Source organism: Mesorhizobium sp. GbtcB19 (assembly GCF_019091085.1).
Lineage (GTDB): Bacteria > Pseudomonadota > Alphaproteobacteria > Rhizobiales > Rhizobiaceae > Mesorhizobium.
In genome coordinates this window covers 461,123-477,726 of the sequence record NZ_JAGXJY010000001.1, presented here as the reverse complement: position 1 = coordinate 477,726, position 16,604 = coordinate 461,123, and the positions used below count along the sequence as shown (strand labels likewise).

The following is a 16,604-nucleotide window of genomic DNA, read 5'->3' as shown; positions in this document are numbered from 1 at the left end:
AACCATGACGCCGGACCTTCTCTCCAGTCTTTCGCTCTCGACGCCGGAACTGATCCTGGCCGTCGGCGCGCTGGTGCTCCTGATGATCGGAGCCTATTCGCGCAGCAACAACACCATGACCGTGACCGGCCTGGCCGTGATCGTGCTCGTGGTGGCAGGTCTCTGGCTTGCCTTCTCAGGCGGGCAGGGCGCTGCCTATGGCGGCGCCTTCGTGCAGGATCCCTTCAGCGCCTTCATGAAGATGCTGGCGCTGATCGGCTCGGCGGTGTCGCTGGTGATGTCGATGCGCTTTGCGCGCCAGGAGCATTTCGACAAGTTCGAATTCCCGGTGCTTATCCTGCTCTGCACGCTCGGCATGATGCTGATGATCTCGGCCAACGGCATGATCGGGCTCTATCTCGGGCTCGAACTGCAGTCGCTGGCGATCTACGTGCTGGCCGCGATCAACCGTGACAACCTGCGCTCGACCGAGGCGGGCCTGAAATATTTCGTCCTCGGCGCGCTGTCGTCGGGCATGTTGCTCTACGGCATCAGCCTCGTCTACGGCTACACCGGCAACACCGGCTTCCACGAGATCGCGACGGCTCTGGGCAGCGGCGAGCGCCAGCTTGGCCTCGTCTTCGGCCTGGTGTTCGTGCTTGCGGGCCTCGCCTTCAAGATCTCGGCCGTGCCGTTCCATATGTGGACGCCGGACGTCTATGAGGGCGCGCCGACGCCGATCACCGCCTTCCTGGCGGCGGCCCCGAAGATGGCGGCGATGGCGCTGATCGTGCGCGTCACCATGGGCGCCTTCAAGCCGGTTGCCGCCGACTGGCAGCAGATCGTGGTCTTCATCTCGATCGCCTCGATGGCGCTTGGCGCTTTCGCGGCCATCGGCCAGACCAACATCAAGCGCCTGATGGCCTATTCCTCGATCGGCCATATGGGCTACGCGCTGGTCGGCCTTGCCGCCAACAGCCAGGCGGGCGTGCGCGGCGTCGCCATCTACATGCTGATCTATCTGGTGATGACGCTGGGCACCTTCGCCTTCATCCTGGCCATGCGGCGCAAGGAAGGCAATGTCGAGCAGATCAGCGACCTTTCCGGCCTGGCCTCGACCAACCCGATCATGGCCACCATCCTCACCATCTTGATGTTCTCGCTGGCCGGCATTCCGCCGCTCGCGGGCTTCTGGGGGAAGTGGTACGTGTTCCTCGCTGCCATCAACGCGCATCTCTACGCGCTGGCGATCATCGGCGTGCTGGCCTCGGTGGTGGGCGCCTACTATTATCTGCGCATCATCAAGATCATGTGGTTCGACGAACCGGTCGGCGGCTTCGTGCCGATGGCGAGCGAGCTGCGCCTGGTGCTCGGCGTCAGCGGCGCCTTCGTGCTGTTTTATGTGCTGATCGGCGGGCCGATCGGCAGCTATGCCGAAGCCGCGGCGAAGACCTTCTTCTGACGGGATGGCGTTTCGACTGGCTCCAACCGCTGCGTCGGAGGGGTTCCGGCTCGAGGCGCATGACAGCGTCGGCTCGACCAACGCGCTGGCGCTGGAGCATGCGCGCGCGGGCGATCCGGGAAAGCTCTGGGTCGTCTCGAAGAAGCAGGAAAGCGGGCGTGGCCGGCGCGGCCGCGCCTGGGCGACGCCCGAGGGCAATTTGGCGGCGACGCTGCTCCTGGTCCCCGGCGGCGAGTTGCGGCTTGCCGCGACGCTCGGCTTCGTCGCGGGCCTTGCGCTGGCCGACGCGCTCGACGCCGTCGTGCCGAAAGGCCGGATCGCCGTCGCACTGGATGGCGCAAGCCAGGACCGCAACCGCTTCGAGCTGAAATGGCCGAACGACGTGCTGGCTTCGGGCGCCAAGCTTGCCGGCATCCTGCTGGAATCGGCGATGCTCGATGGCGGCCGTTTCGCCGTTGCCATCGGCATCGGCGTCAATGTCGTGGCGTATCCTGAGGATTTGCCTTATCCGGCGACGTCGCTGCAGGCGCTGGGCGCCAATTGCGATGCCGAGACGCTGTTTCTGGCGCTTTCGGACGCCTGGAGCGAGAATGCCCGGATGTGGGACGACGGGCGCGGGCTCGATGCCATCCGTAAGCGCTGGCTTGCCCGCGCGGCGGGCCTTGGCGGCGAGGTTGCCGTCAGAATCGACGGCAATGTGGTGCGCGGCGTCTTCGAGACCATTGACGAGGACTGCCGTTTCGTGATCCGCGACGATGAGGGATCGGTGCTGACGATCGCGGCTGGCGACGTGCATTTCGGCGCCGTCGCCTCGGCGCGCGTATAGTTTGTTTTTGCGCAATTCCGGACGGAAAACCGTTAGACACTTTTCCCGGAATTGCCCGATTGACTTGGCCTGAGGGGTCAGGAAGGAAAGAAACTGATGGCGAATAAGGAAAACGCCGAACTCGTCTTCGCGCCGCTGGGCGGCGTCGGCGAGATCGGCATGAACTTCGCCCTTTACGGTTATGGGCCTGCCGACGCGCGCGAATGGATCATCGTCGATGTCGGCGTCACCTTTCCGGATTCGGCGCATCCGGGCGTCGATCTCATCCTGCCCGACACGCGCTTCATCGAGGAGAACCTCGACGGTCTGCGCGGCATCGTCATCACCCACGCGCATGAGGACCATTACGGCGCGCTGCTCGACATCTGGCCGAAGCTCAAAGCGCCGGTCTGGATGACGCCGTTCACCGCCGGTCTGCTCGAAGCCAAGCGGCAGGGCGAGCAGAACGCGCCGAAGATTCCGGCGTCGATCTACCGGGCCGGCGAGACATTCACCGTCGGGCCGTTCGAGATCGAGGCAATCCCGGTGGCGCATTCGATCCCCGAGCCGATGTCGCTGGCGATCACCACGCCCGCCGGCACCGTGATCCACACCGGCGATTGGAAGATCGACCCGGCGCCGACGATCGGCCCGAAGACCGACGAGGCGCGTTTCCGCGCCTATGGCGACAAGGGCGTGCTGGCGTTGATCTGCGATTCGACCAATGCGCTGAGGGAAGGGGAGTCGCCGTCGGAAGTGGCGGTCGGCGAAGGTCTCAAGGGCGTCATCGAGAGCGCCAAGGGGCGCGTGGCGGTCACCACCTTCTCCTCCAATGTCGGACGCATCGTTTCGATCGCGCGTGCGGCGCGCGATGCCGGCCGGCAGTGCCTGGTGCTCGGCCGCTCGCTGAAGCGCGTCATCGATGTGGCGGGCGAACTTGGCTACATGGACGGCCTGCCGGAGTTCATCGCCGAGGAGGACTATGGCTATATCCCGCGCGAGAACCTGGTGATCATCTGCACCGGCAGCCAGGGCGAGCCGCTGGCGGCACTTGCCAAGCTGTCGCGCGACGAGATGAAGTCGGTGGCGCTGACGGCCGGCGACACGGTGGTGTTTTCCTCGCGCACCATTCCCGGCAACGAAAAGGCAATCCTCGAGATCAAGAACCGGCTGATCGATCTCGGCATGAAGATCATCGAGGACGGCGACGCGCTGGTGCATGTCTCGGGCCATCCGCGCCGCAGCGAATTGCGCAAGATGTATGAATGGGTGCGGCCGCAGATCGGCGTTCCGGTGCATGGCGAGGCGGCGCATCTGGTGGCGCAGGGCTCGCTGATGTCGATGTCGGGCATCGGCCAGGTGGCGCAGGTGCGCGACGGCGACATGCTCCGGCTGTGGCCGGGGCCGGCGACGATCATCGACCAGGTGCCGTTCGGCCGGCTCTACAAGGATGGCAATCTGATCGGCACCGACCAGGCGATGGGCATACGCGACCGGCGCAAGCTCTCCTTCGCCGGCCATGTCGCGGTCAATGTCGTGCTCGACGACAAATACGAGCTTGCCGGCGACCCCGATCTGGTGGCGATCGGCGTCGCCGAGGCCGATGCCAAAGGCGAGACGCTGGAAGACCTGATGGTCGATGCGGCGGTCGGGGCGGTGGACTCCATCCCGCGCCAGCGCCGGAAGGACCTCGACCTGGTGCAGGAAGCGGTGCGTCGCGCCGTGCGTGCCGCCGCCAACGAAGCCTGGGGCAAGAAGCCGCTGGTGACGGTGTTCGTGACGCGGTGACGAATGAGGGAATAGGGGAGTAAGGCAGTAAGGCAGTAGGGAAGAACGAGCAGTTTCTTGTTTTCTTGTTTTTCCCTACTCCCTTACTGCCCTATTCCCCTACTCCCCTAAAAGCGGAGCGCTTTATGCTTGGACGCCTGAACCATGTCGCGCTTGCCGTGCCGGACCTGGCCGCGGCGATGGCCGCCTATCGCGATAAGCTGGGCGCGCGATTGAGCGCGCCGCAGGCGCTGCCGGAGCATGGCGTGACCGTGGTGTTCGTCGATGTCGGCAACACCAAGATCGAGCTGCTGGAGCCGCTGGGAGATGCCTCGCCGATCGCGGCGTTCCTCGAGAAGAACCCTTCGGGCGGCATGCATCATGTCTGCTACGAGGTCGACGACATCCTGGCTGCCCGCGACCATCTGAAGGCAAGCGGCGCGCGCGTGCTGGGCGACGGCAACCCCAAGACCGGCGCGCACGGCAAGCCGGTGTTGTTCCTGCACCCAAAGGATTTCTTCGGCACGCTGGTCGAACTGGAGCAGGCATGAACTGGATCCTGTTCTGCGCGCTGTTCTTCGTCACCTGGTGGCTGGCGCTGTTCGTCGTGCTTCCGTTCAGCCTGCGCACCCAGGATGACGATCAGGATGTCACGCTGGGCACCGTTTCCAGCGCTCCGCGCGGGCCGCATATGCTGCGCGCCTTCCTGCGCGCGACGATTGTGACGGTGATCGTCATGGGCATTCTCTACGGCCTGACGATGGGGCTGGGTTTCAGCTTCGACGACATCATGCGGATCATGCCGGACTTTAGTCCGAATGCCAGTCATCAAGGCTGACAATACAGTTTCCGCAAGTATTGAGCGGGATTACGCGCGCCAAGGTTGAAATCGGAAGCCGACTTCCGATTTCAACCGCCAGATATGGCTGACGCTGTTCGGCAGGCGGTAGTGCTAAGCAGATGATTGCACAAAAAAAATGCAAGGCACGAGGCCTTGCAATTTAAACGCGTCCGATCCGTTTCCGGTGTCCGGCGGCAGCGAGTTACCGCGCCTAGATCGCATCCTCCCAAGACTTTGACCGCGTAGGAGAGCAGATTTTTCTCCGCCCTCTCGGTTATCGGCGCACACTAGACCAAGGCAGGTGAAAATGTCACGAAGAATTTTGCCTCGAAACAGGCAATATCGTGCTGCACTGCACAATAGTGCGGCAAGGCTTGCTTGTGAATCGATCAAATAGCCATTTGCGGCACTTTGCGGCCAAAATCGCCTTTTTGGTAAGGTGCAGAAGACCCCGATACTTTGGGGCACTCGGGTTCCCATTCCGCCATGAAATGGCTATGAAGCCCGGGCAAGCAGCCCTTTCGCGCCGATTCCCGCGCGTCATTTTTCATTCACGGACCAGTCCATGCGTTTGTCGCGCTATTTCCTGCCCATTCTCAAAGAAAATCCCCGCGAGGCCGAAATCGTCTCGCATCGGCTGATGCTGCGCGCCGGCATGATCCGCCAGCAGGGGCAGGGCAGCTTTTCGTGGCTGCCATTGGGCAAGCGCGTGCTGGACAAGGTCTGCCGGATCATCCGCGAGGAACAGGACCGCGCGGGCGCGCTGGAAATCCTGATGCCGACCATCCAGTCGGCCGATCTGTGGCGCGAAAGCGGCCGTTACAACGATTACGGCAAGGAGATGCTGCGCATCAAGGATCGCCAGGATCGCGACATGCTCTACGGTCCGACCAATGAAGAGATGGTCACCGAGATTTTCCGCGCCTACGTCAAGTCCTACAAGGACCTGCCGCTGAACCTCTACCACATCCAGTGGAAATTCCGCGACGAGGTGCGCCCGCGCTTCGGCGTCATGCGCAGCAGAGAGTTCCTGATGAAGGACGCCTATTCCTTCGACCTCGATTTCGAGGGCGCCAGGGCCGCCTACAACCGCATGTTCGTTTCCTATCTGAGGACGTTCACGCGCATGGGCCTGCAGGCGATACCGATGCGCGCCGACACCGGTCCGATCGGCGGCGACCTCAGCCACGAGTTCATCATCCTGGCCGAGACCGGCGAGAGCCAGGTGTTCTGCGACCGCGCCTATCTGGCGCTCGACGTGCCGGGCGCCGGGACCGACTTCGCCAACGACGCCGAGATCGGCGACATCGTGAAGAAATGGACCACACCTTACGCCGCCACCGACGAGATGCATGACGAGGCGGCCTGGGAAAAGGTCTCCGAAGGCGACCGGCTCTCGGCGCGCGGCATCGAGGTCGGCCACATCTTCCATTTCGGTGAGAAATACTCGAAGCCGATGAACGCCAAGGTGACCGGCCCCGACGGCAAGGACCACTACGCTTCGGGTGGCTCCTATGGCATCGGTCCGTCGCGGCTGGTCGCGGCGATCATCGAGGCGAGCCATGACGAGAACGGCATCATCTGGCCGGAAGCCGTGGCGCCGTTCGATATCGGCCTGATCAACATGAAGGTCGGCGACGCCGAATGCGACCGTGTCTGCGGCGAGCTCTATGCCGCGCTCAACGCCGCCGGCAAGGATGTGCTCTATGACGACACCGACCAGCGGCCCGGCGGCAAGTTCGCCACCGCCGACCTGATCGGCCTGCCGTGGCAGGTGATCGTCGGCCCGCGCGGCGTCGCCGCCGGCGAGGTCGAGATCAAGAACCGCAAGTCGGGCGAGCGCGAGACGCTGCCGATCGCCGAGGCCAAGAAGCGCCTGGGTATCGCCGCATGAGCGAACCGGCGGCAGCGGCCAGGTCAGGGGCGGGCGCCTTTTCCGGCTTCGAACGCATGGTGGCGTGGCGTTACCTGCGCTCGCGCCGCAAGGAGACGGTGATCTCCGTCATCGCCTCGATCTCCTTTCTCGGCATCATGCTCGGCGTCGCGACGCTGATCGTCGTCATGGCGGTGATGAACGGGTTTCGCGCCGAATTGCTGACCCGCATCCTCGGCGTCAACGGCCATCTCATCGTGCAGCCGCTCGATTCGCCGCTGGAGGACTACGCCCAGGTGGCGAGCCGCATCAACGGCGTCGCCGGCGTCAAATACGCCATCCCGCTGATCGACGGCCAGGTGCTGGCGCAAGGCAATGTCGGCGGCGGCACCGGCGCCCTGGTGCGCGGCATCCGCGGCGAGGACCTCGGCAAGATTTCGATTGTCGCCAGCAACGTCAAGCAGGGCACGCTCGACGGTTTCGATACCGGCGACGGCGTGGCGATCGGCAAGCGCATGGCCGAGAATCTCGGCCTCGTGCTTGGCGACACCATTACCCTGATCTCGCCCGATGGCGACGTGACGCCGCTCGGCACCACGCCGCGCATGAAGGGCTACAAGGTGGCGGCGATCTTCGAGGTCGGCATGTCGGAATATGACGCCTCGATCGTCTATATGCCGTTTTCGGAAGCGCAGCTTTATTTCAACATGGACGGGCGGGCGCAGACCATCGAGATCTATGTCGACAATCCCGACAAGGTCGACGCGCTGAAACCGCTGGTCGAGCAGGCGGCGCAACGGCCGATCGACATCGTCGACTGGCGCCAGCGCAACGAGACCTTCTTCTCGGCGCTGCAGGTCGAGCGCAACGTCATGTTCATGATCCTGACGCTGATCGTGCTGGTGGCAGCGCTCAACATCATTTCGGGCCTGATCATGCTGGTGAAGGACAAGGGCCACGATATCGCCATCCTGCGCACGATGGGTGCCTCGCGCGGCGCGATCCTGCGCATCTTCCTGATGACGGGGGCGGCGATCGGGGTCACCGGCACGATAGCCGGCGTGCTGCTCGGCGTCGTCATCTGCGTCAACATCGAATCGATCCGCCAGTTCTTTTCCTGGATGACCGGCAGGATCCTGTTCAACCCCGAGCTCTATTTCCTCAGCCAGCTGCCGGCGAAGATGGACCCGCGCGAGACGACCTATGTCGTGATCATGGCGCTGGCCCTGTCGTTCCTCGCGACCGTGTTTCCGGCCTGGCGAGCGGCCCGGCTCGATCCCGTCGAAGCCTTGAGGTACGAATGATGGCCGAGGCCATTATCGAGTTGAAGGGCGTCGAGCGGCACTATGTCCAGGGGCCGCGCAAGCTCACTATTTTGAACGGCGCTGATTTTTCGCTGCGGCGTGGCGAGATGGTGGCGCTGGTGGCGCCGTCGGGCACCGGCAAGTCCACCCTGCTGCACACGGCCGGCCTGTTGGAGCGGCCCGACGCCGGCGACGTGATCCTGGCCGGCCGTGCCTGCGGCCGGCTGTCGGACGAGGAACGCACGGCGATCCGCCGCAACGATGTCGGCTTCGTCTACCAGTTCCATCATCTGCTGCCGGAGTTCTCGGCGCTCGAGAACATCATGATGCCGCAGCTGATCAAGGGGCTTTCGCGCAAGGATGCGGCGGAACGGGCGGCACAGCTGCTCGACTACATGCAGATCGGCAAGCGCGCGCAGCACCGGCCGGCCGAGCTTTCGGGCGGCGAGCAGCAACGTGTCGCCATTGCCCGCGCGGTCGCCAATGCGCCGCTGGTGCTTCTGGCCGACGAGCCGACCGGCAATCTCGATCCGACGACGGCGTCCTATGTCTTCGATGCGCTCGAGGCGCTGGTCCGGCAGTCGGGCCTGGCGGCGCTGATCGCCACCCACAATCACGAGCTGGCCGGGCGCATGGACCGGCGGGTGACGCTGGCCGAGGGGAAGGTCGTACCGCTCTGAGGCCAGGCGATATTCGGATGAAGCTCGCCTGCGGACGGCAGCCCCATATGGTTCTTGGCGTAGTCTTTTCCGGGAAGTCGCTTCGGACCGAGTAAAGCTTTCGAAGTCGGCGCCGCCCCTCATTGCCCTGCCGGGCATTTCTCCCCGTAAACGGGGAGAAAGAGGCTGGCCGCAATGCTGGCTCCCTTCCTGCGACGTTGGCGATTGGCGAAATCCTCGGCGACAGGCTTCCTTCTCCCCGTTCACGGGGAGAAGGTGGCGGCAGCCAGATGAGGGGCAGCGCAAACGCCCGAGAGGACTTCAAATCCGAGGAGGCTTGCCGCGCGGACAGTCGCGCGTGTCTTAAGTTCTCGGTCCCGCATCTCACGTCAACCTTTCCTTAACCCTGCCCAATCGGACCCCTCGAATTTCCCCGGCGTGCTGCTTGGCGGTCGTTGACATTCGAACAAAATTAGAACAAATTACGAACATACTAACAACGGAGAGAGTTATGTCTGATCTGGTTCAGGATGTCGTCTCGCTGGTTTGCATGAGCACCTTCCTCGTTTCCATGGCCATCTGGATCGGCGCCATGTGAGAATGCGGCTATCGCCGCCGTTCGGGACGGGCAAGAGCCCGCCCATTGTTGTTAAGTCTTTCTTGGCCGCGCCGCCGCTAGGCTGCTCCTTCAAGACAGGGAGCGAAGGCAGTGTCGGTCATCGTCACGGTCACCCTCGTGGCCGGCAATCTCGGACTGATCTTTCTTTTGATGACCGTGCCGCTCGGGCTGCGCACGGTGACGGTCAGCCGCGTGATCAAGGCCGACCGCAATCGCCTCTGGCAGGCGCTATGGCCGTTCGGCAGCGATGCCGGATGGTCCGGCGAAATCCTCTCCGCCGAGCCGCTGGACGGCGAGGGGACCGCGCTGATCAAACTGTCCTGGGAGGGCCGGGACGGTCGGCCGATCGAACGCAAGGCGCGGTTCGAGGATGTCGTGGACGGCAGCCGCTTCTCGATGCGGGTCGTCGAGGATACGGCGCTCGATCCGTCGTTCTGGGCGAATTATCGCGAGACCGCGGAACTCGTCTCCGAGGGAGATGCGACAAGAGTGACGCTCACGCAGACCGACCGCTATCGTGGCGTCGCCTTCCTGATCTTTCGCTTCTTCGCCATGCGCCGCGAACTGCGCAAGCTCGACGTCTGGGCGGCAACCGGCACGTATCGCAAGGGCGGCTGGTTCGAGCATCCGGTGAGCCAGGTCGGCTTTGCCGTGCTTTCGGCCTTGATCCTTTGGCCCTTCTTCGGCCTCAACCTCGGCGGCTTGGCACTGGCCGCGATCCTGACTTCCGTAGTCGCCTTGCACGAGCTCGGTCACATGGCGGCCTTCCGTCTGACCGGGCATCGCCGGGCGCGGATGATCTTCATTCCGCTGCTTGGCGGCATCGCCATCGGCGGCAGGCCCTATGACAGCCGCTTCGAGGTCGCCTTCGTGGCGCTGATGGGCGCCGGCTTCTCGGCCTTCCTGGTGCCGGTACTGATCGCCGCCAGTGGCTTTGCCGGCAGCGAGGGACACCGGCTGGCCGCGGTGATGCTGGCCACGCTCGCCGGCTGCGCGTCGCTGTTCAACATCGCCAATCTCGTGCCGGTGTGGAAATTCGATGGCGGCCAGGTGCTGCGTCAGATCTGCCCCGGGCCGGTCGCGCTGGCGCTGGCGTCCTTCTTCCTGCTGTCGGCGCTTCTGGCGCTCGGCTGGCGGGCCGGTTTCTCGCCGAGCTTCCTGCTGATCGCGGGCGCGGTGTTCTCGATCCTGAGCCTGATCACCATGGGCAGCGGCGTGAAGCCGCGCCACGAGCTGAAGCCGATCCAGCCCTTCGACCGGCTGGCCATGGCCGGCGCGCTGCTGGCTGTGTTTGCCATTCACGGTTACGGCATGCTGTGGGCGTCAGCTCACCTTATGTGACGGCGAGGGATCAGCCTGCCCTGCGGGCCATTTCGCTGGCAGGGGCTGCGGCAGGCCCAAAAACATCCTCGAAAGCGGATTTCAGCGCCAGGTCGAGATCGGCCATGGTGACCGGCAAGCCGAGGTCGACCAGGCTGGTCACGCCATGGTCCGAGACGCCGCAGGGCACGATGCCGCCGAAATGGCCGAGCTCCGGCTCGACATTGATGGCGATGCCGTGAAAGCTCACCCAGCGCCGCAGCCGGATGCCGATCGCCGCGATCTTGTCCTCGGCCGGCGTGCCGCCCGGCAGGGCAGGGCGGTCCGGCCGCACCACCCAGACGCCGACGCGGTCCTCGCGCCGCTCGCCGCGCACATTGAAGGCGGCGAGCGTGCCGATGATCCATTGCTCGAGCGCCGCGACGAAGGCGCGCACATCCTCGCGCCGGCGCTTCAGGTCGAGCATGACATAGGCCACGCGCTGGCCGGGGCCGTGATAGGTGTATTCGCCGCCGCGCCCGGCGGCAAAGACCGGAAACCGGTCGGGATCGATCAGATCCTCGCTGCGGGCGCTGGTGCCGGCGGTGTAAAGCGGCGGGTGTTCGACCAGCCAGACCATCTCGCCCGCCGCGCCGCTGCGGATCGCCTCGGCGCGCGCTTCCATGAAGGCCAGCGCATCCGGATAGGCGGTGAGGCCGGGTTCGATCACCCATTCCACCGGCGCCGAACCGGGGAGTGGCAGGAACGACGTGGCGATCTGGCTGCGTTCTGTCATGGAACTTTCTCGATGTTCCTCTCATATGGCGGCAATCGGCCAAAACGTCCAGTTCCGCCGCGTGAAGCCGACCTGCGGAGGGTTGTGCAAGCCGCTTTGCACGCTGCATGTCGTTCGCCCAAAACCGCTGCGCACCTTTGGGCGACATGCATTCACGAATATTCCGCACAGCGCACTTGTTTCGCCGGAAACGATTTGCTACAGGCCCCGGGCCGGACGGTTCCGGCTCCTACCACGTGCGGTCGTGGCGGAATTGGTAGACGCGCAGCGTTGAGGTCGCTGTGGGGCAACCCGTGGAAGTTCGAGTCTTCTCGACCGCACCATTCTCCTCCAAAGATGTTACTTGGATGACCTCGCAAGCCGGCGAGCGGTTGCCGCGCCGCCTGTATCCTGCGGGTCAAAACAGAAGCGGCGCCAAGTCCTGAGGACCGCGCCGCTGCTTTGAGTTTTCCGGTCAGTCACTGAGCAAAAAACCGAGCCTACCCCGTCCATCCCAGGCCAGCCGAGATGCAGTTGATCGACACCAGCAGGGCGTCGGTCGCCCGCTTTTGATCCGCCGTGCCAGTGCTTCCCCGGACTTCGCGCAGCAGGTCGACCTGCAGCCGGTGGATGTCGTCCATCTGCCGGCGCAGATTGTCGAAGCGCCGCTTGAACATCGGGAAGCGCGCGGAGAGGTCGCCGCCGGTGAGGTCGCCGATCAGGCGTCGCGTCAGCTCGTATTCGGCGGCGATGCGCATATAGATTCTGCTGGCCGCATCGCTGTCGGACACCAGGCCGGCATAGAGCCGCGCGATCTCCATATCGGACTGGTAGAGCGTCTTTTCCGCCTCGTCGACGATCAGGCGGAAGAAGCGCGAGTGCTCGAACATGCGCGCCAGAAGCTCGCGCCCGGCCTCGCCGCGCACCGTAACGAAGGCGCTGAGCGCGCTGCCGATGCCATACCAGCCGGTCAGCAGGTGCCGGTTTTGGCTCCAGGCGAACACCCAGGGGATCGCGCGCAGGTCGGCAATGCCGCTGGCGCCGAAACGGCGGTCTGGGCGTGAGCCCATTTTCAAGAGCGCCAGTTCGGCGACCGGGCTTGCCTGGTTGAAATAATCGAGGAAGCCCGGCTCGGCCATCAAGCCGGCATAGGACGCCTGCGACATGCCGGCCAGCGCTTCCAGCGCTTCATCGAACTCCGGCGATTCCTTCGTCACGGCATCGCCGGCCGATCGGACACCGTGCGCCAGCACGGCGGCGGCGAGAACCTCGAGCTGGTTGAGGCCGGTGCCGCGATTGGCGAATTTCGACGACACGACCTCGCCCTGCTCGGTCACTCGCATGGCTCCGGCGACCGTGCCTTGCGGCTGTGCGGCGATCGCCCGACCGGTCGGCGCGCCGCCACGGCTGACGGAACCGCCGCGGCCGTGAAAGAAACTGACCCGGGTGTTGTGCTTGCGGCCGATGGCGGCGAGGCGCTTTTGCGCTTTTGCTAGTTCCCAATTGGAGGCGAGGAAACCGCCGTCCTTGTTGGAATCCGAATAGCCAAGCATGATTTCCTGGCGCGCTCCGAAATCGCGCACCGTGCGCCGCACCAGCGAAACGCCGAGCAATCCATTCAGGATGGCGGGGGCGGCCTGCAGGTCGGCGATGGTCTCGAACAACGGCACGATCCGCAGCCTGATCGTGCCGCCGCCACCGGGCGCGGTCGACAGACCGCAATATTGCGCCAGCAGATAGACCGCGAGCAGATCGTCGGCCGAGCGGGTCATGCTGAGCACGAAGGAGCCGACCGCGTCGGCATCAGTGCCCGAGATTTGCCTGGCGACAACCGAGAATGTCGAGAGCAGCTCCGCTGCCTCCGGCGAGAGCCGCCCTTCGTCGACCTCCAGCCGCTCGCCCTGGCTGAGGCCCGCGCGAATGCGCGCCGACCATTGCGGCGTGCCGGGAATGGCCGGATCGGCAGGATCCGTCAGCGCGAACAGTTCGGCCAGCACCCGGTTGACCACCGTGGAGTTCTGCCGGATGTCGAGCGAGACGGTGCGGAAACCGAAGCTGCCGACCTGCCAGAGCAGCGGCTGGACGAAACGCCTGGCCACCGCACGCCCGCCGATCGCGTCGAGCACCGAGGACAGCGCGTTCAGATCGGCGCGAAACGCCTCGGCGGACGGGTAGGCTGCCTTACCGCCGTCCCGGGTGGCGACCAGCCGGGCAAGCAGGGCCGAAGCGAACTGGCGCAGCGGCTCGTCAGGGTTACGCGCTGCGATCTCTTCAGCCTCGCCGCTCTTCTCAAGCGCGGTTTGCAGCACCAGCCTGAAGCTCATCGGCAGGTCGATGACGTTCGAGCTGGCGCTGAGCACCGACACCAGCCGCTGCACCTGCGTCAGATACCAGCCTATGGCGGTGTCGCGGTATTCGGCCATGGCCTGGGCGGTGACTTCGGCCGTCACATTCGGATTGCCGTCGCGGTCGCCGCCGATCCACGAGGCATAACGCATGAAGGAAGAAATTTTGATCGGTTCGCCCGGATAGTGACGCTCGAACGCACCTTGCAGCTTGCCATAGAGTTGCGGCGTCGCCTCGAAGATGACTTCGCGGAAGAAATGCAGGCCCCAGGCGATCTCGCGTTCCACCGTCGGGCGCTCCAGCCGCAGCTCGCCGGTCATCCACAGAAGCTCGATCTCGCTTTCCAGGTCGGCGACCAGAAGGTCGCGCTCGCGCGGCGCCCAGCGCGGTTGGTCGAGCTCGGTCAGCTTGCGATAGATGCGGCGGTGGATCTCCAGCACCGTGACTCGTTTGGCCTCGGTCGGATGCGCGGTCATGGTCGGGCCGACGCAAAGCGCGTCGAGCGCCGCCTGGGCTTCCGCCGCCGAATGGCCGCTCGCCGCCATCTGCGCGATGACGCTGGCGAAGGAGCCGGGCACCTCGTCGACGCCCGCGCCCTGTTCGAGCTCGCGCCGTGCCCGCATGGCAAGCAGCTCGTCGGCGATCGTCAGCAGTTGGAACCACACGCCGCTCGCCTGAAGCGCCGGGATGCGCTGCTCCGGGGCGAGGGAGACAAGCGACCTGCGCCCGCTCAGGACCGCGGCGATCTCGGGCTCGCGCGCGCTTGCCACCTGAAGCAGCAGGCGCAACAGCAGGCTGCGCTCGTCCTCGCGAAATCTTATGCGCTTGCTCTGTTCCAAAGCCGCTTCCTCGTCCGCATCGATTGCAATTGCGGCCGCGCCCTGAATGGAGAGCGGTGCCGGCTGTCAGGCGACCCGGTCGGGGACCGGGCGACCTTCGAAGAAGGCGGTCAGGTTCTCCACCACCTTCATGCCCATCGCCACCCGCGTTTCCTCGGTCGCGCTGCCGAGATGCGGCAGCAGCACCACGTTCTCCAAGCGCTTCAGCGCCTCCGGAACGGCCGGCTCGCCGTCAAAGACATCGAGACCCGCGCCGGCGATCTCGCGCCGTTCCAGCGCGCCGGTCAGGGCATCCTGGTCGACGACGTCGCCGCGCGCCGTGTTGATCAGGAACGCGCCGGCTTTCATCAGCCGCAGGCGCCGGGCATCGATGAGGTGGCGGTTCTCCGCGCCGCCCGGACAGTGCAGCGACACGAAATCGGATGCAGCAAGTACATCGTCCAGATTTGGCATCTGCACCGCGCCCATGGCGCGCGTCTCGGCGTCATCGACCGGCGAGCGATTGAAGAAGACGATCTTCATGCCGAAGCCGAAATGGGCGCGCCTGGCGGTCGCCTTGCCGATGCGCCCCATGCCGACGATGCCGAGCGTCTTGCCCGACACTTTCGCGCCGGCCATGTGGGTCGGCGACCATCCGCGCCATTCTCCGGCCCTGAGCTGCCGTTCGCCTTCACCGGTCCGGCGCGCGACGGCCAGGATAAGGCTCAGCGCAAGGTCGGCGGTGCAGTCGGTCAGCACGCCGGGCGTGTTGGTCACGACGATGTCGCGGTCGCGGGCCGCCGCGACATCGATATGGCTGAAGCCGACGCCGAAATTGGCGATGATCCTGGTGCGGGCGGCACTGTCTGGAAACACCGCGACCGGCAAGCGGTCGCTGACCGTCGCCAGGATCGCGTCATAATCCGCGAAAGCGGACGTCATGGCGGCTGGGCTCAGCGGCTCGTCGCTGGCGTTGAGCGTGGTGTCGAAGCGCTCGGCGAGGATCGCCTCGACGGCGGCCGGCCATCTGCGGGTGACAATCAAACGCGGTTTCATCGAATTTCCTGCCGATCGATGGGCCGCCGCGATACTTGCGCCGGCCCGAAACAGACTTCACAGCTTTGCGGCCTTCGCCCGGTCGGCCGTCACGCTGCCTTCTTGGTCCGCGCCAGCGTATCGGCCACGACCTCGCCGAAGGAGGCAGGCGTCGGCACGATGACGACGCCGGCTTCCTTGAGGATCTCGACCTTTTCCTGCGCCGACTCGCCGAAGGCGGAGATGATGGCGCCGGCATGGCCCATGCGGCGGCCCTTCGGGGCGGAAAGGCCGGCGATATAGGCAATCAGCGGCTTCCGCATATTGTCGCGCGCCCAGATCGCGGCTTCGGCTTCCTGCGGGCCGCCGATCTCGCCGATCATCACCACCGCGTCGGTGTCCTCGTCGCGCTCGAAGAGCTGCAGGATGTCCTTGAAGGACGAGCCGTTGATCGGGTCGCCGCCGATGCCGACGCTGGTCGAGACGCCGATGCCCAGCGCCTTCATCTGCGAGGCGGCCTCATAGCCGAGCGTGCCGGAGCGACCGACGATGCCGACGCGGCCGGGCAGATAGATGCTGCCCGGCATGATGCCCATCAGCGCCTGTCCGGGCGTGATGACGCCGGCGCAGTTCGGGCCGACCAGGCGCATGCGGTCCTCGAAGCGGTAGCGGCGCATGTAGCGCTTCACCTGCATCATATCCTGCGAGGGGATGCCGTCGGTGATGCAGACGCAAAGCTTGATGCCGGCATCGGCCGCTTCCATGATCGAATCGGCGGCGAAGGGCGGCGGCACGAAGACGATGCTGGCCTCGGCGCGGGTCTCGCGCACGGCGCCCTTGACGGTGTTGAAGATGGGCAGGCCGAGATGCGTCTGGCCGCCTTTGCCGGGGGTGACTCCGCCGACCAGCTTGGTGCCGTAGCGCTTCATGTCCTCGGCGTGGAAGCTGCCGATCTTGCCGGTGAAACCCTGGACGATGACGCGGGTGCTGCGGTTGAGCAGGATTGCCATTTCTCGACCTCC

Annotated in this window: 13 protein-coding genes and 1 tRNA gene; 10 read left to right on the top strand and 4 right to left on the bottom strand. The window is 65.1% G+C overall.

Features of this window, described 5'->3' with window-relative positions; translation table 11 throughout:
• The first annotated feature begins 4 nt into the window (after positions 1-4).
• The 9 genes from nuoN to KVT37_RS02200 all read left to right on the top strand — a co-directional run bounded on the left by nuoN (position 5) and on the right by KVT37_RS02200 (position 10,650).
• Positions 5-1,441, top strand: coding sequence for an NADH-quinone oxidoreductase subunit NuoN (gene nuoN, locus KVT37_RS02240; RefSeq protein ID WP_217569179.1), 1,437 nt, complete (start codon positions 5-7; stop codon positions 1,439-1,441).
• 4 nt (positions 1,442-1,445) lie between these two features.
• Entirely contained in the window at positions 1,446-2,267 is an 822-nt protein-coding gene (locus KVT37_RS02235; protein WP_217569177.1) for a biotin--[acetyl-CoA-carboxylase] ligase, read from the top strand.
• Between the two features lie 96 nt (positions 2,268-2,363).
• Entirely contained in the window at positions 2,364-4,034 is a 1,671-nt protein-coding gene (locus KVT37_RS02230) for a ribonuclease J (RefSeq protein WP_217569175.1), read from the top strand.
• 125 nt (positions 4,035-4,159) lie between these two features.
• Entirely contained in the window at positions 4,160-4,564 is a 405-nt protein-coding gene (mce, locus tag KVT37_RS02225; protein ID WP_217569173.1) for a methylmalonyl-CoA epimerase, read from the top strand.
• Entirely contained in the window at positions 4,561-4,851 is a 291-nt protein-coding gene (locus tag KVT37_RS02220) for a DUF1467 family protein (RefSeq protein ID WP_217569171.1), read from the top strand. The genes mce and KVT37_RS02220 overlap by 4 nt, the downstream gene beginning before the upstream one ends.
• A 568-nt stretch (positions 4,852-5,419) precedes the next feature.
• Positions 5,420-6,748, top strand: coding sequence for a proline--tRNA ligase (gene proS / locus KVT37_RS02215; protein ID WP_217569169.1), 1,329 nt, complete (start codon positions 5,420-5,422; stop codon positions 6,746-6,748).
• The gene (locus tag KVT37_RS02210) at positions 6,745-8,031 is read left to right on the top strand and encodes a lipoprotein-releasing ABC transporter permease subunit (RefSeq protein ID WP_217569167.1); all 1,287 of its coding nucleotides are present in this window, start codon (positions 6,745-6,747) and stop codon (positions 8,029-8,031) included. The genes proS and KVT37_RS02210 overlap by 4 nt, the downstream gene beginning before the upstream one ends.
• On the top strand, positions 8,028-8,711 hold the full coding sequence (locus KVT37_RS02205) for an ABC transporter ATP-binding protein (protein WP_217569165.1): 684 nt from the start codon (positions 8,028-8,030) through the stop codon (positions 8,709-8,711). Before KVT37_RS02210 ends, KVT37_RS02205 begins: the two co-directional genes overlap by 4 nt.
• Positions 8,712-9,399: 688 nt before the next feature.
• Positions 9,400-10,650 (top strand): site-2 protease family protein, encoded by a 1,251-nt coding sequence (locus tag KVT37_RS02200; RefSeq protein WP_217569163.1) that lies wholly within the window; start codon positions 9,400-9,402, stop codon positions 10,648-10,650.
• 10 nt (positions 10,651-10,660) lie between these two features.
• Here KVT37_RS02200 and lipB read toward each other — a convergent pair whose 3' ends face one another.
• On the bottom strand, positions 10,661-11,404 hold the full coding sequence (gene lipB / locus KVT37_RS02195) for a lipoyl(octanoyl) transferase LipB (protein ID WP_217569161.1): 744 nt from the start codon (positions 11,402-11,404) through the stop codon (positions 10,661-10,663).
• A gap of 238 nt (positions 11,405-11,642) precedes the next feature.
• Between lipB and KVT37_RS02190 the strand changes: the two genes are divergently transcribed.
• Positions 11,643-11,727 (top strand) — tRNA-Leu (locus KVT37_RS02190).
• Between the two features lie 156 nt (positions 11,728-11,883).
• Here the strand turns inward: KVT37_RS02190 and KVT37_RS02185 are convergent.
• The 3 genes from KVT37_RS02185 to sucD all read right to left on the bottom strand — a co-directional run bounded on the left by KVT37_RS02185 (position 11,884) and on the right by sucD (position 16,592).
• The gene (locus tag KVT37_RS02185) at positions 11,884-14,568 is read right to left on the bottom strand and encodes a phosphoenolpyruvate carboxylase (protein ID WP_217569159.1); all 2,685 of its coding nucleotides are present in this window, start codon (positions 14,566-14,568) and stop codon (positions 11,884-11,886) included.
• Between the two features lie 66 nt (positions 14,569-14,634).
• Entirely contained in the window at positions 14,635-15,603 is a 969-nt protein-coding gene (locus KVT37_RS02180; protein WP_217569157.1) for a D-glycerate dehydrogenase, read from the bottom strand.
• Positions 15,604-15,692: 89 nt separating this feature from the next.
• Positions 15,693-16,592, bottom strand: coding sequence for a succinate--CoA ligase subunit alpha (gene sucD / locus KVT37_RS02175; RefSeq protein ID WP_126054042.1), 900 nt, complete (start codon positions 16,590-16,592; stop codon positions 15,693-15,695).
• Positions 16,593-16,604: the final 12 nt, after the last annotated feature.